Source organism: Hoeflea sp. AS16 (assembly GCF_038900095.1).
GTDB lineage: Bacteria > Pseudomonadota > Alphaproteobacteria > Rhizobiales > Rhizobiaceae > Hoeflea.
Genome location: NZ_JBBMQQ010000001.1, coordinates 171,178 through 193,891 on the forward strand (window position 1 = coordinate 171,178; position 22,714 = coordinate 193,891).

Annotated in this window: 23 protein-coding genes; 16 read left to right on the plus strand and 7 right to left on the minus strand. The window is 58.8% G+C overall.

Annotated features, from left to right (window positions below):
- Window positions 1–21 precede the first annotated feature (21 nt).
- Both WNY80_RS00780 and WNY80_RS00785 read left to right on the plus strand, forming a co-directional pair.
- On the plus strand, window positions 22–765 hold the full coding sequence (locus WNY80_RS00780; RefSeq protein ID WP_342885433.1) for a sulfite exporter TauE/SafE family protein: 744 nt from the start codon (window positions 22–24) through the stop codon (window positions 763–765).
- Window positions 765–1,706 carry a hypothetical protein gene (locus tag WNY80_RS00785; protein WP_342885434.1) on the plus strand — a complete coding sequence of 314 codons (942 nt, stop codon included), beginning with the start codon at window positions 765–767 and terminating at the stop codon, window positions 1,704–1,706. The genes WNY80_RS00780 and WNY80_RS00785 overlap by 1 nt, the downstream gene beginning before the upstream one ends.
- Before the next feature lie 258 nt (window positions 1,707–1,964).
- On the opposite strand, the gene WNY80_RS00790 is transcribed toward WNY80_RS00785, so the two are convergent.
- Complete coding sequence (locus WNY80_RS00790; RefSeq protein WP_342885435.1) at window positions 1,965–2,786, minus strand: glutathione S-transferase family protein; 822 nt, start codon at window positions 2,784–2,786, stop codon at window positions 1,965–1,967.
- 11 nt (window positions 2,787–2,797) lie between these two features.
- Window positions 2,798–3,184, minus strand: coding sequence for a YciI family protein (locus WNY80_RS00795; protein WP_342885436.1), 387 nt, complete (start codon window positions 3,182–3,184; stop codon window positions 2,798–2,800).
- Window positions 3,185–3,500: 316 nt separating this feature from the next.
- On the opposite strand from WNY80_RS00795, the gene WNY80_RS00800 reads away from it, so the two are divergent.
- The 6 genes from WNY80_RS00800 (at window position 3,501) to WNY80_RS00825 (ending at window position 8,584) form a co-directional block, all read left to right on the plus strand.
- Window positions 3,501–4,082 (plus strand): malonic semialdehyde reductase, encoded by a 582-nt coding sequence (locus WNY80_RS00800; RefSeq protein WP_342886278.1) that lies wholly within the window; start codon window positions 3,501–3,503, stop codon window positions 4,080–4,082.
- A gap of 21 nt (window positions 4,083–4,103) precedes the next feature.
- Window positions 4,104–4,565, plus strand: a complete 462-nt coding sequence (locus WNY80_RS00805) for an OsmC family protein (protein ID WP_342885437.1) — start codon at window positions 4,104–4,106, stop codon at window positions 4,563–4,565.
- 82 nt (window positions 4,566–4,647) lie between these two features.
- A complete protein-coding gene (locus WNY80_RS00810) occupies window positions 4,648–5,706 on the plus strand; it encodes a C4-dicarboxylate TRAP transporter substrate-binding protein (RefSeq protein ID WP_342886279.1) in 1,059 nt (352 codons plus the stop codon).
- Window positions 5,707–5,738: 32 nt separating this feature from the next.
- The gene (locus WNY80_RS00815; RefSeq protein WP_342885438.1) at window positions 5,739–6,383 is read left to right on the plus strand and encodes a TRAP transporter small permease subunit; all 645 of its coding nucleotides are present in this window, start codon (window positions 5,739–5,741) and stop codon (window positions 6,381–6,383) included.
- Window positions 6,380–7,690, plus strand: coding sequence for a TRAP transporter large permease (locus tag WNY80_RS00820; protein ID WP_342885439.1), 1,311 nt, complete (start codon window positions 6,380–6,382; stop codon window positions 7,688–7,690). The genes WNY80_RS00815 and WNY80_RS00820 overlap by 4 nt, the downstream gene beginning before the upstream one ends.
- 21 nt (window positions 7,691–7,711) lie before the next feature.
- Window positions 7,712–8,584, plus strand: a complete 873-nt coding sequence (locus WNY80_RS00825) for a dioxygenase (protein ID WP_342885440.1) — start codon at window positions 7,712–7,714, stop codon at window positions 8,582–8,584.
- Window positions 8,585–8,729: 145 nt separating this feature from the next.
- Here the strand turns inward: WNY80_RS00825 and WNY80_RS00830 are convergent, their stop codons facing one another.
- Window positions 8,730–9,473, minus strand: a complete 744-nt coding sequence (locus WNY80_RS00830) for an FCD domain-containing protein (protein WP_342885441.1) — start codon at window positions 9,471–9,473, stop codon at window positions 8,730–8,732.
- A gap of 35 nt (window positions 9,474–9,508) precedes the next feature.
- A complete protein-coding gene (locus tag WNY80_RS00835) occupies window positions 9,509–10,918 on the minus strand; it encodes a malonyl-CoA decarboxylase (RefSeq protein WP_342885442.1) in 1,410 nt (469 codons plus the stop codon).
- 307 nt (window positions 10,919–11,225) lie between these two features.
- On the opposite strand from WNY80_RS00835, the gene WNY80_RS00840 reads away from it, so the two are divergent.
- Entirely contained in the window at window positions 11,226–12,446 is a 1,221-nt protein-coding gene (locus WNY80_RS00840; protein ID WP_342885443.1) for a hypothetical protein, read from the plus strand.
- Window positions 12,447–12,636: 190 nt separating this feature from the next.
- Here WNY80_RS00840 and WNY80_RS00845 read toward each other — a convergent pair whose 3' ends face one another.
- Entirely contained in the window at window positions 12,637–13,320 is a 684-nt protein-coding gene (locus WNY80_RS00845) for a fumarylacetoacetate hydrolase family protein (protein ID WP_342885444.1), read from the minus strand.
- Between the two features lie 315 nt (window positions 13,321–13,635).
- Here WNY80_RS00845 and WNY80_RS00850 point away from each other — a divergent pair, with 315 nt between their 5' ends.
- The 4 genes from WNY80_RS00850 to WNY80_RS00865 all read left to right on the plus strand — a co-directional run bounded on the left by WNY80_RS00850 (window position 13,636) and on the right by WNY80_RS00865 (window position 17,869).
- Window positions 13,636–14,568, plus strand: coding sequence for a TAXI family TRAP transporter solute-binding subunit (locus WNY80_RS00850; RefSeq protein WP_342885445.1), 933 nt, complete (start codon window positions 13,636–13,638; stop codon window positions 14,566–14,568).
- Window positions 14,569–14,656: 88 nt separating this feature from the next.
- Window positions 14,657–16,558, plus strand: a complete 1,902-nt coding sequence (locus tag WNY80_RS00855) for a TRAP transporter fused permease subunit (RefSeq protein WP_342885446.1) — start codon at window positions 14,657–14,659, stop codon at window positions 16,556–16,558.
- Window positions 16,559–16,560: 2 nt separating this feature from the next.
- The gene (locus tag WNY80_RS00860; protein ID WP_342885447.1) at window positions 16,561–17,100 is read left to right on the plus strand and encodes a cupin domain-containing protein; all 540 of its coding nucleotides are present in this window, start codon (window positions 16,561–16,563) and stop codon (window positions 17,098–17,100) included.
- A 7-nt stretch (window positions 17,101–17,107) separates the two neighbouring features.
- Window positions 17,108–17,869 carry a sulfite exporter TauE/SafE family protein gene (locus tag WNY80_RS00865; protein WP_342885448.1) on the plus strand — a complete coding sequence of 254 codons (762 nt, stop codon included), beginning with the start codon at window positions 17,108–17,110 and terminating at the stop codon, window positions 17,867–17,869.
- A gap of 83 nt (window positions 17,870–17,952) precedes the next feature.
- Here the strand turns inward: WNY80_RS00865 and WNY80_RS00870 are convergent, their stop codons facing one another.
- Both WNY80_RS00870 and WNY80_RS00875 read right to left on the minus strand, forming a co-directional pair.
- A complete protein-coding gene (locus tag WNY80_RS00870) occupies window positions 17,953–18,702 on the minus strand; it encodes an SDR family oxidoreductase (RefSeq protein WP_342885449.1) in 750 nt (249 codons plus the stop codon).
- 105 nt (window positions 18,703–18,807) lie between these two features.
- On the minus strand, window positions 18,808–19,497 hold the full coding sequence (locus tag WNY80_RS00875) for a GntR family transcriptional regulator (RefSeq protein WP_342885450.1): 690 nt from the start codon (window positions 19,495–19,497) through the stop codon (window positions 18,808–18,810).
- A gap of 302 nt (window positions 19,498–19,799) precedes the next feature.
- On the opposite strand from WNY80_RS00875, the gene WNY80_RS00880 reads away from it, so the two are divergent.
- From WNY80_RS00880 to WNY80_RS00890, 3 genes are all read left to right on the plus strand, one after another.
- Window positions 19,800–20,804: a TRAP transporter substrate-binding protein gene (locus WNY80_RS00880; RefSeq protein ID WP_342885451.1), complete on the plus strand. Its 1,005-nt coding sequence runs from the start codon at window positions 19,800–19,802 to the stop codon at window positions 20,802–20,804.
- Between the two features lie 101 nt (window positions 20,805–20,905).
- A complete protein-coding gene (locus WNY80_RS00885) occupies window positions 20,906–21,400 on the plus strand; it encodes a TRAP transporter small permease subunit (RefSeq protein ID WP_342885452.1) in 495 nt (164 codons plus the stop codon).
- Window positions 21,397–22,707, plus strand: a complete 1,311-nt coding sequence (locus WNY80_RS00890) for a TRAP transporter large permease (RefSeq protein WP_342885453.1) — start codon at window positions 21,397–21,399, stop codon at window positions 22,705–22,707. The genes WNY80_RS00885 and WNY80_RS00890 overlap by 4 nt, the downstream gene beginning before the upstream one ends.
- Window positions 22,708–22,714 lie beyond the last annotated feature (7 nt).

Here is a 22,714-nt window from a genome sequence, read left to right on the forward strand (position 1 = left end):
ACCAGAAATGAAGTGTTGTAAGTGTTTCTCGGCGGCTTCCCACTTGCCGATCAGCCGTGGCTGATCCTGGCTGTTTTTCTCATCGTCATGGCCGCGAGCGTCGTCCAGGCCGGGCTTGGTATGGGGTTTGGGCTGACCGCCGCGCCGCTCCTGGCCCTGATCGACCCGCACCTGGTGCCGGTGCCGACGCTGATCATCGGCATGGTGACAGCAAGCATGGGCGGGTGGCGCGAGCGTGGTTCCATCATCTGGCCGGAAGTCGGCATTGGCATCGCCGGGCGGCTGGCCGGTGTGGCTTGCGGCGCGCTTGTGCTGTCCCAACTGGAAGACCGCAAGGCTTTCATGCTGGTGTTCGGTATCATGGTGGCCATTGCCGTCATCCTGTCGCTGAGCGGCTGGCGGTGGGCCTTCTCGCGCTTCAGTCTTGTCTCCATGGGGTGGCTTTCGGGATTGATGGGCACCATCACTTCGGTCGGCGCGCCGCCGCTGGCCCTGATCTACCAGGACCGGAAACCGGGCGAGGCGCGGCCGACGCTTTCGGCCTTCTTTGCGTTGGGTTGCGCGGCATCGCTGGCCGGCCTTGCGTTGAGCGGCTGGGCGCATGCCGGTGATATCTATCTTGCCCTGGCGATGGTGCCGCCGATGCTGGTGGGGATCTGGGTGGCGCGACGTATCGGCGGACGCCTCGACAGCCGGTTCCGCCCGGCGCTGATGGCGATTTCGGGTGCTGCGGCTGTCATGCTGATCGTACGGGGAGTGATGTGATGGGTGCGCTACGGAAGCTGTTTCTCACGCTTGCCCATCATGGCCGGCTGGTTCTCATTGCCGGTCTTCTCGGCGGGATCCTGTTTCCGGGCCTGGCAGGCGCGGTGAGGGACGTGCTGCCGGAACTGGTTGCCTGCATGCTGGGGGTGGCGGCGCTTCGCATCGGACCGTCGGCGGCGCGGGGCAGCCTGGCTGACATCCACATTTCCCTGCGGCTGGTTGCGGTCTACCAGTTGTTGCTGCCCGCTGTTTTGGCCGGTCTTTTTCTGGCTCTTGGCTGGGACGGAACGCTGGCGACTGCGATGGTGCTGATGGCGGCAGCGCCGTCGATCTCCGGCAGCCCCAACCTGACCATCATGACCGGCCATGATCCGGCACCGGCGCTCCGGCTGATGATTGCCGGTGTGGCCCTGCTGCCGCTGACCGTCGCGCCGGTGTTCGTGCTGTGGCCGATATTCGGATCACTCGGCGCCATCGCGCTTGCCTCGGGCAAGCTGTTGCTTCTGATCGGTTGCTCTTCAGCGGTGGCCTTCGTGATCCGCAAACGGTTTTTCCCGCAGCCCTCGGTCGAAACGCTGGGCGTCATCGATGGTGTGTCGGCGCTGTTGATGGCGGTGCTGGTGATCGGCCTGATGTCTGCGCTGGGGCCGGCGATCACCAGGACACCGGGGCTGGTTGTGCTCACGCTGGCTGCAGCCTTTGCGATCAATTTCTCGCTGCAGATCGCAGCCTACATGTTGACCGGCGGGCGCGGTCATGAGCGCTCGCGGGTTGCCTGGTCGATCATTGCGGGCAATCGCAACATCGCGCTTTTCCTGGTGGCGCTTCCCGCGGCGATCACCGATCCGCTGCTGCTGTTCATCGGCTGCTACCAGATCCCGATGTACCTGACGCCGATCCTGATGAAACCCCTGTACGCCAGCCACGCGGAAACCCGCTGACCTGCCGTTCAACTTGTCTATTTCCGCCGCTTGGGGGAGCGTGAGCCGGGCTCTCCATGTTAGCTGCCAGTGCGGCAATCGATGCCATGGCCGCTTTTGCCTGGACCATGATTATTCCTCTGGTGCCAATAAAGTTTCGAATGATCTGTCCTGAAACGACAATATCGACAAAGCATCATTCTGAGTAAAAATATACATCTATGTTTAGCGGCGCCGGCAGACATGGCGGTTTGAACTGTGTGATGCGGATTACATCGATCAGCGGTTTTGCAGGTATGCCTGCCATTTTTGCTCAAGCCGCGGCCAGTGCGCCGATCCTTGCGTGCGCATTTTCGCGGTCACGTCTGCGGGCGAGAACGCCTCGATCGCGTCCAGGTAGCTCTGACGTTGCCGGTACGCCTCCAGCCAAGGGCTGATTTCCGGAAAGCGGCCGGACCATAGGGCGTCAAACCCCAAGCGATCCAGCCGGTCGATATAGGCAATGAGTGCGATGTCGGCCATCGAATGCCGTTCGCCTGCCAGCCATTTGCCGCGACCGAGGGCAGCGCTCATTTCGGTGAATGTATTGAACAGGGCATGGAGGTCGCCGTCGACATGCGCCGACTCCAGTCCGTTGTCGATAATGTCCCGCCGTTTTGCCGCCGCCTTCGGGTTGGGGATCCGCGCAATCATTGCCGCGATCTGATCGGGTTTCTTGGTTGCGAGAATGCTGGAACGCTGGATTGTTGCGTAGGTCAGCGTGTTGATTGCGGCATGAATGTCGAGGCATTTGAGCAGCCAGTGCCGGGTTGCCACGATCGCCTTCGGATCCGTCGGCATCAACGGATTCCGATCCGAAAGGCTGTCGATGTATTCGAGGATCAGGCTCGATTCGAGAACGACCAGATCTCCGTCCACAAGGGTCGGAACAACGCCGTTTGGATTAAGCGCGAGATAGGCCGGGTCGAACTGCTCACCGGCCTTGAGGTCGAGCAGTTGGCTATTCCATTCCAGACCTTTTTCGACCAATCCGACACGGACCTTTGCCGAGCAGACGCTGGTTCTGCCGTGATAGAGAGTAATCGGGTCGTGCTTGTTCACCGGATGAAGCCTCAGTCAAAACCGCCGCGTTGTTCCGAAAGCCGGAGCTGAATATTCAGGGAGCCCTCATTGACCAGCCAGGCGCGGACGGTGAAGCTGCGGCCGCCTTGTTTGTGCATGGGATCCTTGGCGGCGATTGCGCGCGCCTCCTCGATGTCTTCGGCCCGGTAGATGATAAGGCCGCCGCCGCTCATCGCCGTCCCGGTTTCATCGGAAACCGGTCCGGCAAGAAACAGTTTTCCGGCTGCTTCCATTTCCTTTTGATAGGCGAGGTGGAAGGGCAGGATTTGTTGTATCTTTTCAGGTGGAGCCTTTGCCACCGATTCCACGATGAACAGTTGATAGGCAAGGGCGCCGCGTCCGCGGGCGATATCCCGGTATTGAGCCCAAGTTGGCATCTTCATTCCTCCTCTGCCGTTGGCCTGAATTCAGTTTTACACAAAAAAGTGTTTTGGAAAATAAAATATCGATATTTATTGACCGACTGAGGCAAATATGTGTAATTTTGGAAGTGAAAGATATGCCGCTATCCTGCGCAGGAAGCGCGACTTTTACGTAAAGGCGCGATCCGTGGAGAGCGAGCCGGCGAAAGCTGGTGAAGCGGCCTGGAAAATGGAGACTTGAATGAACCTGCACAAACCCGATGGAACCACACCCGAAGATCTTCGGGCCGCCGCGCAAGCGGATGCAATAGCATTGCGCGAGCGCATCGGGATGCTGGACCAGGACTCGCTTGATCTCATCCTGACCGGTGCCCGTTCCCATTATGCCTGGACAGACAAGCCGGTGACCGAGGAGCAGCTCCGCCGCATTCATGACATCGTGAAGATGGGGTCGACCAGCATGAATTCATGCCCGGCACGGTTCGTTTACGTGCGTTCCAGGGAAGGCAAGGACCGGCTGGCGAAATCCCTCAAACCGGCCAATGTCGCCAAAATGGCCAACGCGCCGGTTACGGCAATCATTGCCTACGATACCGAATTCTGGCGTGAACTGCCGAGACTGTTTCCCCACGACGACCGGCGGCCGCTGTTTGAGGGCAAGCCGGAGTATTGCGAGGAAACCGCCTTCCGCAATTCGACGCTGCAGGGCGCCTATTTCATGATTGCCGCCCGGGCGATCGGGCTGGATATCGGCGCCATGTCCGGCTTTTCCAATGCCGTGGTCGATGAAGAGTTCTTCAAGGGCACGACATTGAAATCGAACTTTCTCTGCAATCTCGGATATGCGGACGAGACGGCTCTTTTCCAGCGTCTGCCGCGCTTCGATTTTGAAGACGTTTCCACATTTGCGTAACCTGAAGGGAGCGTGCCAAGCATGGAAATCAGGCCTAAAACGACAGTGAAGCTCAGGATGGCGGCAAAATGCCGGTCGCATTCGCTTTCGGAACTGAGCACGCGTGATGTGTCGTTTGTCATCGATGAGCCGCTGGAGCGTGGCGGCACGAACCTGGGGCCGACGCCCACGGATACCGCGATTGCGGCGCTTGTCGGCTGCACCAACACGATCGGCAACAAGTGCGCGGACAGCCTCGGTATCGATGTTGGTCATTTCGAAATTTCTGCGGTGTGTGAATTTGACCGGAGGGGCGTGACGTTGACGGAGGAGGTCGACGTTCCTTTCAAGAAGATCACACTGACCGTCGAGGCCGATGGGCCAGCCAGCGATGCCGATCTGCAGCGACTGGCTCAGGAAGTTGCCAAGTATTGCCCGGTTTCGAAGCTGTTTCGGCAGGCGGGCACTGAAATCGAGGAAATCTGGAAGAAGAAATCCGCCTGAAGCTGCATGCTGCAGTCAGGTGATCAACTGGGAGGATGATTACATGATGAAACTTTCGCGCCGGATGTGTCTCTTGACTGCTGTGTCTATGGGCATGGCCTTTTCGCCGCTGGTGTTGCCGGCACAGGCAACCGAAACAATCAAGATGATTGCGATCGACGGCTATCCTGACCGATCGATGTGGGTGAAGGAGTTTTCCGGCTTCTTCATTCCGCGTGTCAACGAGGAACTCGCCAAGACCGGGAACTACAAGATCGACTGGCAGGAAGCCTATGGCGGCGCCATCGTCAAACCCCGCGGCGTGCTCGAGGGCATCAAGCTCGGTCTCGGAGACATCGGCATTGTCACCACCATCTTCCACAATTCCGCGCTGCCCAGCCAGGGCATTTCCGCGGTAACGCCGATGGTTTCCGCCGACGCAAGAGTGGTTGCCAAGGCGGTTGACGAGATCGCCCGGGAATTTCCGCAGATGAACAAGGAGTTCGATGCGGAAAACCAGGTTTACCTGGCGACCGGCGTTGTGCTCGACAGCTATCAGCTGTTCTCCAAGACACCGCTCAATTCGCTGAAAGACCTCGAGGGCAAGAAGGTTGCCGGAGCCGGCTACAATCTGCGCTATCTTGAAGGTGTGAAGGATGCTGCCGGCGTGCGCGGTGGTCTGCCGGACTTCTACAATCTGGTTCAGACCGGTGTGGTGGATGCAGCCATGCTGTGGCCGGAAGCCGCGGTTACCTTCAAGATGGCCGAAGTGGCGCCTTACATGCTGCAGGTCGACCTTGGTGCGGTGAACTCGAAAACCGTGACCATCAACAAGGATATCTGGGCCAAGCTGCCGGATGAAGTGAAGACCGTGCTTCAGAAGGTTGCCGTCGAGTACCGCGATCAGGTTGCCAATGTTGCAATGGACAAGGCGGCATCTTCGGTTGCAGCCTTCGAGGCTGCCGGCGGCACCGTCGTCGTACTCCCCGCAGCCGACCGCGAAGCATGGGCGAAAGCCATGCCGAACATCGCTGCCGAGTGGGCTGCAGGTCTGGACAAATCCGGCGCGCCGGGGTCCGATATGCTGAAGGCATACATGAAGAAGCTGGTGGATGCCGGAGCAACGCCGGTCCGTGACTGGGCGGCTGACCTCGCCAACTGATTTAGTCCAGAACGAGCACGGGACCGGAAGACATGCAAAATCTGGTGAGCGGTATTCGAGCCATTGCCACAAAGCTTGCCGTTGGCGCAAACGTGATAGGCACCACGTTCATCCTGCTGCTCGTTGTCATCATGAATGTCGATGTGGTGGCGCGTGGAGTTTTCCACGCGCCGCTGCGCGGCACTGTCGAGGTCGTGATCTTCTCGCTGGTGCTGATCGTCTTCCTGCAATTGCCCAATGTCGTGCAGGGCGGACGACTGACCCGTTCAGACGGTTTCCTTCTGCTAATGCAGAGCACCCGGCCGAAAGTATCGCATCTCGCATCGCGCGTGATCGACCTGGTGTCCGGGCTCTTCATGGCTTTGATTACCTGGACGATGTGGCCGGAATTCCTCGATGCCTTCGGCAGTTGCGGTTTCTTCGTTCAGCCGGAATTTGGCGGCGCCCCGACGGGAAGCATGTGGGGAGATGTGGTCCAGTCCTGGGGGCGGTGCGACTATTTCGGCACGCCGGGCGTCTTCACCGCACCCTGGTGGCCCGCCAAGCTTGCGATCCTCTTTGGCGTCGGGCTCTCGGCCCTGTTGTTTCTGCTCAAGGCAATTGCCGGTTCAGACTACGGCGACGCCTTTCCCGACTCTGACAACGACCCCTCCAACATGCAGCGCAGCCAGTCATGACCCCTGTTGAAATCGGTATCATCTCAGTCATCGCCATCGTGGTGATGATCTACATGGGCGTCTACATTCCCGTGGCGCTCGGCCTCGTCTCGTTCGCCTCGATCTGGATCATCAGCGGCAAATCAGTTCTTGCCTTCAATTTCCTCAAGGTGGCTGTCGGCGACGGCGTGACAGAATATTCCTTCGCCACGATTCCGCTGTTTACCGTGATGGGGCTACTGGTGTCCAAGGCAGGTGTCGGGACAGACATCTATACAGTCATGAACCGCGGCTTCAGGAAAATTACCGGCGGCATCGGAATGGCAACCGTCGGCGCCAACGCGGTGTTCGCTGCCGTGACCGGCTCCTCCATTGCCTCGGCGTCGGTGTTCACCAAGATCGCCGTGCCGGAAATGCAGCGCTACAAGTACAATCCCAGATTTGCCGTTGGCGTGGTTGCCGGCTCGTCCGTTCTCGGCATGATTATTCCGCCAAGCGCCATGCTGATCATCTATTCCTTCGTGGCCGAACAATCCGTCGGCGAGATGTTCATGGCGGGCATCGTCCCGGGGTTGCTGCTGACGGCCGCCTACATCCTGACCATCATGCTGATGGGCAAATTCTGGCCGTCCTTTGTCGGAGAGGATGCCGGCTCAAGTGATACGCCGCCGCTCACCTATGCCGAGCTGGCGGACAAGACGCTGCCGATTACCCTGCTCATCGTTGTCGTGCTTGGCGGGATCTACACCGGTTGGCTGACGCCGGTGGAAGCGGGTGCTGCCGGCGCACTGATCGCCCTGGTTATCGCCCTGGCGCGCCGCAAGATCGGGCTGAAAGGCTTGTGGGAAACGACAATCGACACCGGCTATATCACCGCCTCGATCCTGTTTCTGATCACCATGGCATCGCTCTACAGCCGCATGCTGGGCTACGCCGACCTGCCGGGCGAGCTGCATGCGTTTCTGGATCACTACCAGTTCGGTTTCTTCGGCATCATGGTCATCTATGTCCTGCTGATGCTGTTTCTCGGCACGCTGCTCGACACGGCATCGATCATCCTGATCGTTGTGCCGCTGTTCATCACCCTGATCGAGGCAAGCGGGCACAGCCTCGTATGGTTCGGCATCGTCACGGTGATTGGCGCCGAAATCGGTCTTCTGACGCCTCCGCTCGGTATTTCCTGCTTTGTCATCAAGGCAACCCTGAATGACCCGAACGTCAGTCTGAAAGACGTTTTCCTCGGCGCCCTTCCATTCGCTTTCGTGATGCTGCTGGTGCTGATGCTGATTATCCGTTTCCCCGCTCTCTCGACGGGGATCATCCAATGAAATCGACCTTGAGGTAGAGCTATGCGCACCGTGAACCAGGACACCATAACCCAGGCTTTCCTAGACTATTGCGGAGCCGAGACCGATCCGCGCGTGAGAACCTTGCTGGAGAGCCTGGTCAAGCACCTTCACGCCTTCGCGGTGGAGAACAAGCTGACCCATGCCGAATGGCGCAAGGCGCTGGAGCTTCTGACCAAGGCCGGCGAGATCACCGATTCAGAGCGCAACGAGTTCGTGCTGTTTTCCGATGTGCTGGGCTTGTCATCGCTGGTCGACATGATCAACTCGCCCGACGACGGCACGCCATCGAGCGTGCTTGGCCCGTTCCATATCCTGGGTGCGCCCGACCTGCCGGTTGGCGGGGATCTGAAGGGGGACAATGAGGGCGCGACCGTCATTGTCTCGGGCATTGTCCGCAGGCCTGACGGCCAGCCGATCAAGGGTGCCGAGATCGAAATCTGGCAGACGGCGGACAACGGGCTTTACTCGAACCAGGACCCGGACCAGCCGGAATACAATCTGCGCGGTCATATGGTGGTCGGCGATGACGGCCGCTATCTGTTCACGACCATTCGTCCGCAGCCTTATGCGGTTCCCGATGACGGTCCGGTGGGAGAGTTGCTGCATGCCACGGGGCGCCATCCCTGGCGGCCGTCGCACCTGCATTTCATCATCACCGCACCGGGCTATCGCTCGCTGGTCACCGAAGTCTTCCCCAGCGACGATCCCTATCTCGATGCGGACGCGGTCTTTGGGGTGCGTGAGAAGCTGATCATGGTCTATGAAAAACAGTCGGCAGGCGATCCTGTCCCAGACGGGCTTGCCGTGGGGGATGCGCTGACGGATCCCTATTACAAGGTCGACTTCGACTTTGTTCTGGTGCCGGAAGCCTAGAGCGAAATATCTTCAAACCGGGTCGGCCTGACGGGCCGGCCCGGTTTTGCCTTGGGCAAAGCGGGTTCAGGGCAGCATCGTCCGGGCGCCTTGGCGGAGCACGGCATTCCGGGTGGCAAGCAGTTGCGTTCGAGAATGACCGGGTTCAGGCCTTTTTCTTCGGCGACAGCTTTTGCTTGAGGAAATTTCCGGTCGTCGAGTAATGCGACATCAGGAGCTCGACCGCGAGGTCTGCGTTCCGTTCGAGCACGGCATCCGTAATGGCGTTGTGCTCGGCGTTGATGTCGCGTGACGGGTAGGCTTTCGAGCCGGACAGATGGCGGTAGCGCACGTTCTGATCGTAGAGCTGGTCGCAAAACTTGAGCATGATCGAGGACGGGCAGGCGGCCAACAGCGCCATGTGGAAATGCTTGTGGCGGATTTCCCATTCCTGGTTGGCGACGAACTGGTCATCGGCCTGGGAGCGCGGAACACGCGAAAGCCGGTAAGCGGAAAGAACCACCTGTTCCTCCCAGCGGTTGTCGCCGTGTGCAATGGATTCGCGCAAGGCCCGCTCCTCCAGCCAGCGCCGGGTGCGAAGCAGCTCGTCGAATTCCTTTTCACTCACATCGGCGACACGAAATCCGCGCTGGTCGATGCGCTCGACGAACAGATCCGAGGTCAGCATGCTCAAGGCTTCACGGATAGGGCTCGAGCCGAAATCATAGCGGCCCCGCAATTCCTCGATCTTGAGCTTCTTGCCGGGTGTGAGGGCGCCGGACATGATATCCGAACGCAGTCGTGAATAGGCCTGGCTGGTTATCGAGCTTGACCCGAGCGATTCCCCGTTCTGGCCGGATCCGGCCTCGTCCTGGGTCGCAATGTCATTTTTCTGGCTAGCTTCGTCCAAATCGGTCCCCGAGTTGCGTGCGGTACTCCGTCTCATCATGACATCCCCGCCGATTCGATGGAAGCCGACTCGCCGCTTGCAGATGCTGCCGCGGAATTTTGTCTGGCAAGCATATTGTCGAAGAGCTTGGCCGCGCGGTTCACTGCCGATGAGGCCACGATTTGGCCCTTGTTGGCGAAAGCCTCGTGATTGGTCTCGATTTCGTCGAGCTGGTAGCGATAGTTGACCATGATGCCGAATGAGCCGTTCATGCCGTTCTCCGACCGGTCCGCGGCCCAGTTGACGCGGTCAAGCCTTGCGCCGTTGCCCAGATGGAAGCGCGCGACCGGGTCGATCTGTTGCCGCTCCGGATTGCCGTTGCAGAGATACCAGGCAGCCAGCGGAGTGAGGATTGTCTCGATTTCCTGGGCCGCCCTGGCGTCATCTTGCCAGCCGTCCTTGCTTGCAAGTTCTAGCGCCTTGCGGGCTGCCGGCGGCAGTTGAATGTCGCTTGTGCCCTCCAGCGCGCCTGCTGCCCATTTCCTGAATGAGGGAACCGGAGAGAGGGTGACGAAATTCTTCAGGTTCGGATATTCGGTGCGCAGTTCTTCCACCACCTGCTTGATGAGAAAGTTGCCCAGCGGGATTCCGCGAAGGCCTTTCTGGCAGTTGGAAATGGAATAGAAGATGGCTGAGTTAGCCCGCTTGCTATCCAGCGCGGACCCTTCCGAATTCTCGTTGCCCAATACGCTGTCGATTGCGGAGGGGACTTCGTCCATCAGCGCCACTTCGACAAAGATGAGCGGCTCGTCTCCGAGCCTGGGATGGAAGAAAGCGAAGATCCTGCGATCTTCAGGATTGATCCGCTTGCGCAGGTCCTCCCAGCCGGCCATGCCATGAACGGCTTCGTACTGGATGATCTTTTCCAGGATTGCTGCCGGGGTGTTCCAGTCAATGCTCCTGAGATCAAGAAATCCGCGACTGAACCAACTTGTGAACAGGTGAACGAATTCACGATCAACAAACCGCAATTCCGGTGCCTCGCGCAGCCGCGCCAGCAGATCGGCCCGCATTTCGACCAGGTATCTGGTCGCATCGGGGGCCTGATTCAATCGCGTGATGAGGTTGAGGCGCGACGGCTGTGAAGCCGACCGCAACCTGTCGAGGTTCTGATGGTTTGGATTGCTGACATAGGCGTTGGCGGCATCCAGCGCCTTGTCCTGCTCGACGGAAAACTCCGACAACAGCAGCCGGAAGAAATCGGTTTTCTCCGGTTCATCAAGCCTTTTGTAGCAGTTCAGGATCTCGCGCGAGATCGCAGCGCCGGAGGCTTCACCGCGGCCTGAAAGCAGCATGTGGCAAAGCTTGATGATCTCAGCGGGGGCGAGCTTGCGCTCCTGCTGATTGGACATGCCGATGATGGAGAAGCCCTTGTCGGCGATTAATTGCAGTCGTGATCTGAGCAAAGAAGACATCATGATCCAAAATATCGATATTTTTTCCAATCTGCAAGCGCTAGTTTTTGCCAGGATGTATTGTGTGCTTGTTCTCTCGCTAACGAAATACGCGTTAAATCAATATGATAGACGATGCATGTTGCGGAGTGTTTGTTTGTCGGTCGCATCGCGAGGGAAAATTCGAGAATTTCCCTCCAATAAAAAAGTTGATATTTTTGTTCTGGTCTTTAAAATATGCACAACATGAGCTGGCGACCCATGGTTTGCATGAGCACAGTTTCAGGGATCAGAATCTTTAGGCAGTGGAGGCCAATTCATGCGCGAAACGCATTTCGAAGACGGAAAATGGTGGGTGAGCCCATATAATTTTGTGCCGGAAGTGCGCAATTCGCTCGAGTTGCCTCCCAAAGTCGAAATTCATGATGCAACGCTGCGTGACGGCGAGCAGACGCCAGGTGTCGTTTTCTCCGTTGATGACAAGATAGCCATTGCACAGATGCTCAACGATGTCGGTGTTGACCGGATCGAGGCGGGTATGCCGGCTGTTTCTCCGCAGGATGCGGAAGCCATCAAGCAGATCAGCAAGTTGGGCTTGAAGTCCCGGATCTTCACGTTTGCGCGTGCGATGAAGCAGGATATCGACATGGCGCTCGAGTGTGGCGCGCAGGGTGTCATCATCGAAGTGCCGATCGGCTATCCGAAGCTTGTGACACAGTTTGGCTGGACCTGGAAAGACGTTCTGGCCCGCAGTGCCCCGGTCATCAACTATGCCCGGGAAAACGGACTTTACGCGGTGTTCTTTCCCTATGACACCACGCGGGCCCGTGCTGATGACCTGGAGAACCTCTGCAAGGGGATCATGGCGGAATCGCCGCCGGATTCGATCGGCATCGTCGACACGATGGGCTGCGCCACGCCAGAGGCGATCAAGTACATGGTGCGCTGGGTCAAGGGCATGACGGGGCTTCCGATCGAGATCCATACCCACAATGATTTCGGTATGGGCGTGGCGACGGAACTGGCCGCGGTTACCGCAGGCGCGGAAGTGGTGCACAGCTGTGGCAACGGGCTTGGCGAACGCACAGGCAATGCGGCTCTCGAGGAACTGATGCTCGGGCTTGACCTGCTTTACGGCTACGAGACCGGCTACCGGTTTGACCTGATGCCGAAACTGGGCCGTTTGCTGTCCGAACGCGCCAATATTCCGATTGCCCGCAACAAGCCGATCCTCGGCGCCGGCAACTTTACCCGCGAGTCCGGCATCGGCATCCAGTACGTCATGCATGACCCCCTGGTGATGTTCGGCACGCATCCGGCACTGACCGGCCGTGTGGGCGAGGTGGTGCTTGGCAAGAAGAGTGGCAAGGCATCGGTTGTCTACAAGCTCGACCAGATGGGCATGCGGCCTGCGGACGACGCCGAGATTGCCGAGATCCTGGAGGCGGTCAAACAGGCAGGCATCAAGAAGCGTGACATCCTGAGCGACGACGAGTTCAGGGAAATTGCCGGACCCGTGCTCGCCCGGCGGGTGGCATAGCCCATAACACCTGATGCAAGCCGCGGTTGACCAATTGCGGCTTGCGCAGGTCGTATGACTGATTGTTGCTCCTGCATGCCGCGTATCCTGACCGGCATGCAGGATTTTTTGTCTTGGTATCTCGTGACTTTATCGTTCGAGGCGCCCGCGGACTGCTGGCGCGAAGAGGTCTGCGTGGCGAAATGATCCGTCAGACAACTTTGACTTCCAGGCTTTGAAGCCCTGCAATGTTGACGACCATGACATCGCCTCTGACCACCGGGCCGACACCTGCCGGCGTTCCGGACATGATGACATCGCCGGGCTGAAGCTCGAAGTAGGCGGAAAGATAGGAGATCATTTCCGGCACCTTCCAGATCATCTGGTTGAGATCGCCTTCCTGCCTGACCTCGCCATTGACCTTCAGCTCTATACGTCCGGCGGCAGGGTGCCCGACCTGGGAAACAGTCTGCAGCGGCCCTATTGGCCCGGAGCGTTCAAATGCCTTGCCGATTTCCCACGGGCGGCCCTTTTTCTTGGCTTCGCCCTGAAGGTCGCGGCGTGTCATGTCAAGACAAGGTGCATAGCCAAAAACATGATCCAGTGCCTCGGCGACAGGAATGTCGGTGCCGCCCTTTTTCAGCGCGACGGCCATTTCGACCTCGTGGTGCACGTCGGAAGTTTGGGGCGGGTAGGGGAAGTCGCCCGAAGCATCGAGATTGTCCGGATTTTTCTGGAAAAAGAACGGTGGATCCCGGTCCGGATCGTCACCCATCTCGATGGAGTGGGCGGCATAATTGCGGCCAACGCAATAGACGCGCCTTACCGGAAACTCCCCGCCGCCCTGTATCGGTATCGTTGGCGTTCTGGGGGCAGGGATGGGAAATTCAGGCATCGGTCTCACTCAACTGAAATGGGGGATGGGCCAACCTATTGCACGATTCTCCGGAAAACAGACCAGATTCATCCGCATGGCCGCGGGATGGGCAGTAGACTGCAGGTGTCTACAGAGGGGGTGCCGGACGCCTCCCTGCGCGCTGACCGGTCTGATGGGATGGAAAACAGGTCTCGGTTCACGGTCGGGATCAATATGGCTATTTTTCTTCATAATACAAGAATATCGATTTTTTGTTGCCTGAACACATAATTGTGATAGGCTTTGATGCAGTGAGGCAAAAGACAGCCTCGGCATTCCCGGGAGGAGACAAACATGAATTACAGGGCTTTTATTGCGTCGATCGCCGTCGGCGCGACGGTTGCATTTTCGGCTGTTGCGGCTCAGGCCGCAGAGTTGCGCCTCGGTACGGCAAGCCAGGGCGGGGCGTTCTATCCGGTTGGCCAGGCGGTTTCGACGCTTGTCTCGAAACATGCCGGCAATGATATCACCATGGTGCCGATCGTGACCGAGGGCTCGGTGCAGAATCCGCGGCTTCTTGGTTCGGGTGAGGTGGACGCGGGCATCACCAACAACAACCTGGCGGTTCTGGCGAACAAGAATACCGGTCCCTACAAGGACGCCGGTCTCGAGTTGCGGGCCATTGGCACGTTGCACCCGAGCATTCTGCACATGATGGTGCTGGACAGTTCCGACATCACCTCGATTGCCGACCTCAAGGGCAAGCGCGTCGCGGTTGGTCCCGCAGGTGGCGGAACGATCCCGTTTCTCAACGCAATCCTTGCGCTGGAAGGGTTGAGCAGTGACGACATCACGCCAAGCTTCGTGTCTTACGAAGACGGCTTCAGCCAGTTGTCGGACGGCATCGTCGATGCATCCTTTGCGCTTTCGGGCTACCCCGCAGGTGCGGTGATGCAGGCCAAGGCCTCCGCCAAGCTGAGGTTCATCAACCTGACTGACGCGCAACTGGCCACATTGAAGGAAAAGACCCCGGCCTATGGTTCCTTCACCGTGGCGCCGGATGTCTACGACACCGATGAAGCCGGTTCGGTGGTTGGTGTGTCCAATGTGCTGGTCGTGAATGCGAGCATGGATGACGACACCGCCTACAGGATCGCCAAGTCGGTCTATGGCAACATGGATGAATTTCGCGCCGAGAATGCGCTGGCCAAGCAGATCGACCCGGCCATGTCGTTGAAGCTTGCCATTCCGCTTCATCCCGGAGCCGAACGCTTCTTCAAGGAATAGTTCCCAGACACATCCAGACGATGGGACCGGCGGGCTGGCGAGCCCGCCTTGTCCTGCCCGCTGCCGTGCAAGCATCTTTGGAATCGATATGCCAAATCTGGTCGATAAGTTCTTCAAACATGGTTTTGTCGCCGTCGCATTCGTGATCGGGCTTTTCCATCTGCTCAACGTGTCTGGCATCGTGGTCTTGTCGACGCGCGAAATCCGCGTGTTCCATCTGGTGATGATGCTGGTGCTGCTGTTCATGGTCACGCCGGTCGGCCGGCGGTTCAAGGACGCAACATGGGACAAACTGCTCCGGCTTGTGCTGATCGCCATTACCATCGGGTCGGGCGTCTATCTGCTGTCGCGCTGGAAGGACATCGCCATGTCTGGCGGTGCGACGGTTCCGATGGATGCCACGGTCGGGGTCATCGTCATATTGCTGGTTCTGGAAGCGGCGCGCCGCGGCGCCGGGCTGGCGCTGGCGCTTTTGTGCGCGTTCTTTTTCACCTATCCGTTCTTTTCCGAATACCTGCCTGGCCCGCTTGCCAGCCGTGGCTACAGCCTGACACGGATTGCCGAGTACATGACGACGACATCAAATGGCATTTTCGGGGTGCCGATCGGGGTGTCGTCGACCTACATCATCCTGTTTTCGATGTATGGCGCCTTTCTCAGTGCGTTTGGCGCCGGCGATTTTTTCTTCCGTGTCGCCAACCGTCTGACCCGCGGCATGCGGGCGGCGGGGGCCAAAACGGCGGTGATCTTTTCGACGCTGCTCGGCATGATTTCAGGCTCGGCGGCCGGCAATGTCGCCGTCACCGGTACCCTGACGATTCCGATGATGAAGAAGGAAGGCTACAAGGCCCATCAGGCCGGTGCGATTGAAGCGGTGGTTTCCACCGGCGGGCAGATCATGCCGCCGGTCATGGGGGCCGCGGCGTTCATCATGGCCGAAATTGTCGGCGTTCCCTATTCGACCGTCATGGGGGCCGCGCTGATCCCGGCGCTGTTGTTCTTCAGTTCGATGTTTTTCGTCGTTCATCTTCAGGCGCACAAGAACGAGATCGTGCCTTTCGAACAGCCGGTGGATGATGATGAATCAATCTGGATGATCCTTCTCAAGGGCGGCCAATACCTCATTCCCTTCGTCACGCTGATCGTGATGATGGTCAACGGCTATTCGCCGTTCATGGCCTCGTTCTTCTCGATCCTGCTGCTTCTGGCTTGCCATGTCATCTGGACCCGCCGCATCTCGCTGGATACGTTCCGCAAGATCGGAACCGCCATTGTCGAAGGGGCGGAAAGCGTCGTCCCGATCGCGATTGCCTGCGCTGCTGCGGGTATCATCGCCGGAACCCTCGGCATTACCGGACTGGGATCAAAGATCTCCAGCCTGATCATTGATGCGTCGATGGGCTACACGCTGCTGGCGCTGATCCTGACGATGTTCACCGCGCTGATCCTCGGCATGGGCCTGCCCACCACCGCCGCTTACCTTATCCTTGCAACGGTGGTTGCGCCGGCGCTGGCGAAAATGGGTGTGCCGATCCTGACCGCGCATATGTTCGTCTTCTTCTTCGGCTGCGTTTCGACGATCACACCGCCTGTCGCGCTTGCGTCCTACGTCGCCGCGGGAATTGCCAAGGCCGATCTCAACAAGGTCGGCTGGACCGCATTCGGCTACGGCATCACCTGCTTTGTCCTGCCCTACATGTTCTTTTACGGGCCGGCCTTGATGTTGCAGGGAACGCCGCTGGAAATCGGCATGGCCGTGGTCAGTGGTCTGGCCGGCGTGTTCTGCGTGGCCGCAGGCGTGGTCGGCTATTTCAGGGTTTCGCTCGCCTTCTGGCAGCGCGCGGTCATGTTTTGCTCGGGCATTGCGCTGATGGATCAGGGGATTGAGTCCAATCTTCTGGGCCTTGCAGGCATTGCAACGGTCTGGATCAGCAGCTCGGCAGCGATCAAGCGTGCAGTCCCCAAATTGAATGCAGTTGAGGAGAAATGACGATGGGATTTGAAGCCAGGAAATTCAGGCGTGTGGTCACCGGCCACGATGCAAATGGTGTGGCGAAAGTCATCCGCGACGACACCGCGTCGTGTATCCTGCAGCGCCCGACGCGGCCAGGCGTGACGCTGACCAATTTCTGGCAGCACAGCCAGTCGCCGGCACCGATGGAAAGCCATGACGATCCGGTCGAGGGGCCGCTGATCCTGCACCCGCCCAAGAACGGCGCGGTCTTCCGGGTGGTGCAGTTCGACCCTGAAGATCCGGAGGTCATTGCCAGCATTGACGGCAAGAAGGCATTCGAGGCCATGGGAGCGGGGGCAAACGTGGTCGAGAACGCCCGCCACCCGTACATGCACCGTACAGATTCGCTGGATTATTCGATTGTGCTGCAAGGCGAAATCTGGATGCTGATGGATGAGGAAGACGTGCTTTTGAAGCAGGGAGACGTGATCATCCAGCAAGGGACGAACCACGCCTGGGCAAACAGGGGCACCGAGCCCTGCATCATCATGTTCGTATTGAACGACGCAGTGAAGTAGCGCCTGCATGCCACCGAACATCTCGTTTACCGATAGCTGGGGGCTGGCGGCCATTGCGGTCGCCATGATCCTCGGCGGTATCCTGAAGGGCGCCACAGGGGCCGGAATTCCGATCATTGCAGTGCCCGTCATCGCGGCCGTCTACGATGTCAAGGTCGCGGTTGCCGTCATGGTGCTGCCAAACCTGATTTCCAATGTCTGGCAAATCTACAAGTTCCGTCACTTTGCAGCGGAGCCAGGCTTTTGCTGGCAACTGGGGATTTTCGGAGCAATCGGTGCGGGGATCGGCACGATTGCGCTGGCCGAGCTGCCATCCGGTTTTCTCAACCTGTGCATGGCAGGTATCGTCATCGCCTATATTCTGCTGCGCCTGCTCAAGCCAAGCGCCCGGCTGTCCATGGCCAGGGCCAGGAAAGCCGTTGCGGTGGTCTCTTTGCTGGGCGGTATTTTGCAGGGCGCCGTTGGCGTTTCAGCGCCGGTCGCGGTGACGTTTCTCAATGCCATGAAGCTTGCGCGACCGGTCTTCATCTTCACTATTTCTGTTTTCTTCGCATCGATGGCATTCGTGCAGATCCCGACGCAAATCCACTATGGTCTTCTGACCTGGGATATAGCCCTGCTCGGGCTGCTTGCCTTCATCCCGCTGTTTGCGGCACTGCCGGTGGGGGACTGGATCGGCAGGCGTATCAGCCCCGCGGTATTCGATGCCCTGATCCTCGGGTTTCTAGCGGTTCTCGCGCTGCGGCTGATCTATGTTGAATTGACATGACAGGGCGCACCAGCTGTCTCCATGTGGTCTGGGATCCACATTGGGTAAGCTGATGCGCCCTTTATGCTGATCTCACATGGAGATCAGGAAAACAGAATGCCGCCGTTGATGTCGACACAGGTGCCGGTCATGAACGCGGCCTGTTCCGATACAAGGAATGCAACCAGGTTGGCGACATCCTCGGATGTGCCCTCACGCTTGAGAGGCGTGCCGTTGGCAACATTCTTGCGAACCTCCGGCTTGGTGAAGGTGTTGTGGAAATCCGTGTCGATCATCCCGGGGCAGACGGCGTTGACCCTGATCCGGGCGCCGAATTCCTTGGCCATGCCGCGGGTCATTGTCATGACGGCTCCCTTGGAAGTGGCATAGGCGATCGCGCCCGGGCCACCGCCATCCCTGCCGGCCTGGGAGGCGAAGGGGACAATGGCGCTGCCTTCGGGCATGTACGGTTCAACCGCTTTGACCAGCAGGAACAGCGAGGTCAGGTTGAGGTTCATCACCGTGTTCCAGTGGGCGAGATCCATCTCGTCAAATTTCTTCCGGGCGACCAGGCCTCCGGTGACATGGACCAGAACATTGATCTCGTCGCCGAACTGCTCCCTGGTCTTGGCGAGCAGGGCGTCGACATCGCCCTGGATGGTCATGTCGCCCTGGATGGCGATGGCTTTGCCTCCGGCCTTGGTGATTTCGGCCACTGCCGATTCTGCGCCCGCGCTGCTGGCGTGATAGTTGATCACGACCCGCGCCCCGTCCTGGGCGAGCCGAAGCGCACAGGCGCGTCCGATGTCGCGTCCGCCGCCTGTTACAATCGCTGTCTTTCCGCTCAGATTCATGGGACTTCCTCAAATTCATCGAGTGCTGACCGCCATCGGTCAGGCTGGAAGTCAACTGGTATGGTAGTCAACAAGTTTTGTCAAGATTGCGAAACGCGCGAAGGATCAGTCTTCGAAATAGTCGGTGTATTTCTCGCTCGCCCTGGTCAGCGTGGTGTCCAGACGGCTCAGGTGCTTGCGTGTCATCTGCACCGCTTTTTCCTCGTCCCGGGCGGTCAGCGCCCTGACGATATTGGTGTGGTCTTCAAGGATTTCTGCCATGCCGTTGTCGCCGGAGAGTTCGAGGGTGCAGACGCGGTCGGTATGGGCCTTGTTCTCGGCAATCGTCCTGAAGGCAGGCAGGCAGCCGGCGGATTCGCATATCAGGCGGTGAAACTCGTAATCGAGCTGGTGCATCCGGCTTGTATCGGCGGCATCGACCGCAGCCTTTTGCGGGGCGAGGCTGGCTTCAAGCCGGGCGAGGTCTTCTGTGCTTGCTGTCTGGCAGGCCTTGCGCACAACCTCCACCTCGACAGCAGCCCGGATGAAGCGTGTGTTCTCCAGATCCTGAAGTGAAATGCGTTTGACCAGTGTCGCCCGCTGCGGCCGGATTTGCAGCAGGTTGAGTTCGCCCAGCCGCAGGAAAGCCTCCCGCACCGGCTGGCGCGAGACCTGGTACATTTTGGCGATTTCGACTTCGGAGAGTTTGGTTCCGGGGGGCAGCCGCAGGGAAATAATATCGGAATGCAGCCGTTCGAAGGCTTCCTCGGCGGCGGTCTGCCGCCTGCTGTCACCAATGGGCTGACTGATGTTCATGCTTCTATCCGACTTCTATCTCGTGATGCGATTCCGCAACGAGACTCTACACGATTTCCGCCTCGCGCGCCCGGTGCTTCGGGCAACCCTCCAGGCAGCATTGGGCATGGAAAATCGTCCGCAGCGTTGAAAGGCCGCGTTGCCGGTTTTTCCATGAAAAACATCTAGTTCAAATTACCATACTAGTCAACATTTAGCTTGACGGACGGAGTTTATGCGGTTTAGCTCAGGCAGGTTTCGAGGAAAATCGAGCTCGCATTCTCGTTGCGGGCAATGAAGCCTGATCAAAAGGGAGGAATGAAATGCCACTGCTAGAGATGACGAAAAGAATGGTCCTGAGCCTGGCGCTTGCCACCGGGCTGAGCGCCGTCACCACCATCAATGTTCAGGCCGATGAAATTGCTCTTCGCGGCGCCAGCATGTTTGACGACAACCACGCGTTCACCAAGACCATGGTGAAATTCGCCGAGCTGGTTGATCAGTATTACGACGGTGACGTCACGTTCGACCTTCGCCTGAATGGCGAACTCGGCGTTGAATCCGATTATGTCACCTTTCTTCAGCAGGGCGTGGCGATCGATTACACGATCATGGCGCCTTCGAACATGGCAAGCTTTGCGCCCTCCATCCCGCTGATGGACATGCCGTTCCTGTTCCGTGACCTGGATCACTGGAACGCGGTCCTTTCCAGCGATGTACTGGCGCCGCTGGAAGACGAGTTGCTGGAAAAGGCCGACATCAAGATCATTGGCTACACCGGTGGCGGCGTCCGCAACCTTCTCTCCAGCAAGCCGGTCGGCAATCTCGATGAGTTGAAGGGGCACAAGATGCGGGTCATGGGTGCCCCCATCCAGGCGCGCATTTTCTCGGCGCTGTCCGCTGCTCCCTCGGCGATTGCCTATAACGAGGTCTATAACGCCATCCAGTCCGGCGTCATTGCCGGTTTCGAGAATGAAGCCGCGAGCATTCAGAATCTCAAGTTCTATGAAGTGGCTCCGAACGTGACGCTTACCCGGCACACCATTACCGTTCGGCCGATCGTGATGAGCGGCAAGACTTTCCGCAAGCTTCCCGAAGAGCTTCAGGCGGCTGTGTTGAAGGCCGGTGCGGAGGCTGGTGCTTTCGGCCGCGAGCTGGAATCGCGCGAGGACGGCATCAAGCTGCAGGAAATGATCGATGCCGGCCAGATCACGGTTCAGGAGTTCGAAAACCGGGATCAGTTGCTTGAAATGGTGAAGCCCGTGCAGAAGGCCTATGCTGAGGAACTCGGCGCGACGGACCTGCTGACCGCGATCCAGGCAAAATAGATCGCCTGATCAAGGCACCCCGGCGGCAGGTCTGTTCCGCCGGGGTGCATCCCTGTTTCAGGCTGCTGAGGCCTGGAGGGGTACACAAGGGAGGGACGCAAGTGATTGGACACGCGCTCGAAACGCTTTGCCGCGGACTTCGGCTGCTCATAGGCATTCTTATGGCGGTGCTGGCGGTGCCGGTCGGGATGCAGGTGATCTCCCGTTACACCGACATCATTCCGGTCTACCTGTGGACCGAGGAACTTGCGACCTTCATCTTTGTCTGGGTTGTGATGATCGGCTCGATGGTCGCGGTGTGGGACCGTACCCATTTTGATGTTCACGTGATGCCGGATGCGACGACGCCGTTCTGGACCATGGTGCAAAACGGGCTTGTCATGGTGCTGATCCTGATCTTCGGCCTGCTGTTTGCCTGGTTCGGCATCGAGTATGCGGAATTCGGATACATCCAGAACTCCGTAATGATGCGCGCCAACCTCCTTGTGACCTACATCTCCGTACCGATTGCCGGGCTGGTGTGGTCGCTGTTTGCGTCCTACCGCCTCTACGAGGTGATTGACCATTACCGGCAAGAGAAAGCGGCTTTGTCATGATTTTATCAACCGGTCTTGCCAGCATTATCCTGGTTGGCGGATTTCTGCTTCTTGTCTTCATCCGGGTGCCGGTGGCCTTTTCGCTCGGCCTGGCGATCATTCCGATCGTCATGCTCGATATCCGGTTGACGCCCTTCATCATCCTCGACCGGATGTTTCAGTCCTACAATTCGTTCATCCTGCTGGCGGTGCCGTTTTTCCTGCTGGCCGCCAACCTGATGAATTCCGGCAAGATAACCGACAAGCTGATTGACCTTTCGCGGGTGCTCACAGGGTGGATGCCGGGCGGGTTGGGGCATGTCAATGTGGCCGTGTCGATGCTGTTTGCGGGCATTTCCGGCTCATCGACGGCGGATGCCGCCGGCTGCGGCAAGATCCTGATCCCGGCGATGGTCAAGGAAGGCTACGATCCCCGCTTCGCCATCGCCATTACAGCCTGCTCGTCCGTGATGGGGGTGATCATTCCACCCAGCATTCTCATGGTCGTGTGGGGCGGAGTGATGCAAGTCTCTGTTGGCGGGCTGTTCCTGGCCGGTGCCATTCCGGGCCTGATGATCGGCTTTGCGCTGATGGCCACCGTCTATGGCTACGCCAAGGTCTACAACTATCCGACCGCCGGACGACCGACGCTGGCTGGAACATGGGATGCATTTCGCGGTGCGGCGCTGGCCATGATGACGCCGATCCTGGTTATCGGCGGTATCGTCGGGGGGCTTGTGACGCCGACCGAAAGCGCCATCATAGCGGCAGCCTATGCGCTGATCCTCGGCGTGTTCGTCTACCGCACGGTGACGCTGAGGGATCTCGGCCATATCTTCTACGACACCGGCCGTTTCGCATCCATCTCGCTGTTTGCCATCGGCACCGCTTCGGCGTTCGGCTGGATGCTGTCCTTCTACAACGTTCCCCGGCTGGTTGTGATGTCGCTGACCAGCCTGGAATTCGGCACCTTCGGCACTGCGCTGATCATTGCCGGGCTGTTCCTGTTCTTCGGCCTGTTCATCGATGCCATTCCGACCATCATCATCCTGGGAACAGTGCTGATGCCGGCGGCGGCGGCGGCGGATATCCACCCGCTGGTGTTTGCCATCATCGGTATCGTTTCGCTTGCTTTCGGGCTGGTGACCCCGCCTTACGGGCTGTGTCTGCTGATCTCGGCGGCCATTGGCGGAATGAATGTGATGAAGGTCATTCCCGACGTGATCATCATTCTCCTGCCGATGCTGCTGATCCTGCTGCTGATCATCCTGTTCCCGGAGATCGCGTTGTTCCTGCCGCAAACCCTGATGCCGGATTCCTTTGGCTAAGGGCGGG

Excerpts from the sequence above, each read along its gene's own strand:
- WNY80_RS00785 (WP_342885434.1), top strand. The coding sequence starts at position 765 with ATGGGTGCGCTACGGAAGCTGTTTCTCACGCTTGCCCATCATGGCCGG.
- WNY80_RS00795 (WP_342885436.1), bottom strand. The coding sequence starts at position 3,184 with ATGCCAACTTGGGCTCAATACCGGGATATCGCCCGCGGACGCGGCGCC.
- WNY80_RS00800 (WP_342886278.1), top strand. The coding sequence starts at position 3,501 with ATGCTGGACCAGGACTCGCTTGATCTCATCCTGACCGGTGCCCGTTCC.
- WNY80_RS00805 (WP_342885437.1), top strand. The coding sequence starts at position 4,104 with ATGGAAATCAGGCCTAAAACGACAGTGAAGCTCAGGATGGCGGCAAAA.
- WNY80_RS00815 (WP_342885438.1), top strand. The coding sequence starts at position 5,739 with ATGCAAAATCTGGTGAGCGGTATTCGAGCCATTGCCACAAAGCTTGCC.
- WNY80_RS00820 (WP_342885439.1), top strand. The coding sequence starts at position 6,380 with ATGACCCCTGTTGAAATCGGTATCATCTCAGTCATCGCCATCGTGGTG.
- WNY80_RS00825 (WP_342885440.1), top strand. The coding sequence starts at position 7,712 with ATGCGCACCGTGAACCAGGACACCATAACCCAGGCTTTCCTAGACTAT.
- WNY80_RS00840 (WP_342885443.1), top strand. The coding sequence starts at position 11,226 with ATGCGCGAAACGCATTTCGAAGACGGAAAATGGTGGGTGAGCCCATAT.
- WNY80_RS00845 (WP_342885444.1), bottom strand. The coding sequence starts at position 13,320 with ATGCCTGAATTTCCCATCCCTGCCCCCAGAACGCCAACGATACCGATA.
- WNY80_RS00850 (WP_342885445.1), top strand. The coding sequence starts at position 13,636 with ATGAATTACAGGGCTTTTATTGCGTCGATCGCCGTCGGCGCGACGGTT.
- WNY80_RS00855 (WP_342885446.1), top strand. The coding sequence starts at position 14,657 with ATGCCAAATCTGGTCGATAAGTTCTTCAAACATGGTTTTGTCGCCGTC.
- WNY80_RS00860 (WP_342885447.1), top strand. The coding sequence starts at position 16,561 with ATGGGATTTGAAGCCAGGAAATTCAGGCGTGTGGTCACCGGCCACGAT.
- WNY80_RS00865 (WP_342885448.1), top strand. The coding sequence starts at position 17,108 with ATGCCACCGAACATCTCGTTTACCGATAGCTGGGGGCTGGCGGCCATT.
- WNY80_RS00870 (WP_342885449.1), bottom strand. The coding sequence starts at position 18,702 with ATGAATCTGAGCGGAAAGACAGCGATTGTAACAGGCGGCGGACGCGAC.
- WNY80_RS00875 (WP_342885450.1), bottom strand. The coding sequence starts at position 19,497 with ATGAACATCAGTCAGCCCATTGGTGACAGCAGGCGGCAGACCGCCGCC.
- WNY80_RS00880 (WP_342885451.1), top strand. The coding sequence starts at position 19,800 with ATGCCACTGCTAGAGATGACGAAAAGAATGGTCCTGAGCCTGGCGCTT.
- WNY80_RS00890 (WP_342885453.1), top strand. The coding sequence starts at position 21,397 with ATGATTTTATCAACCGGTCTTGCCAGCATTATCCTGGTTGGCGGATTT.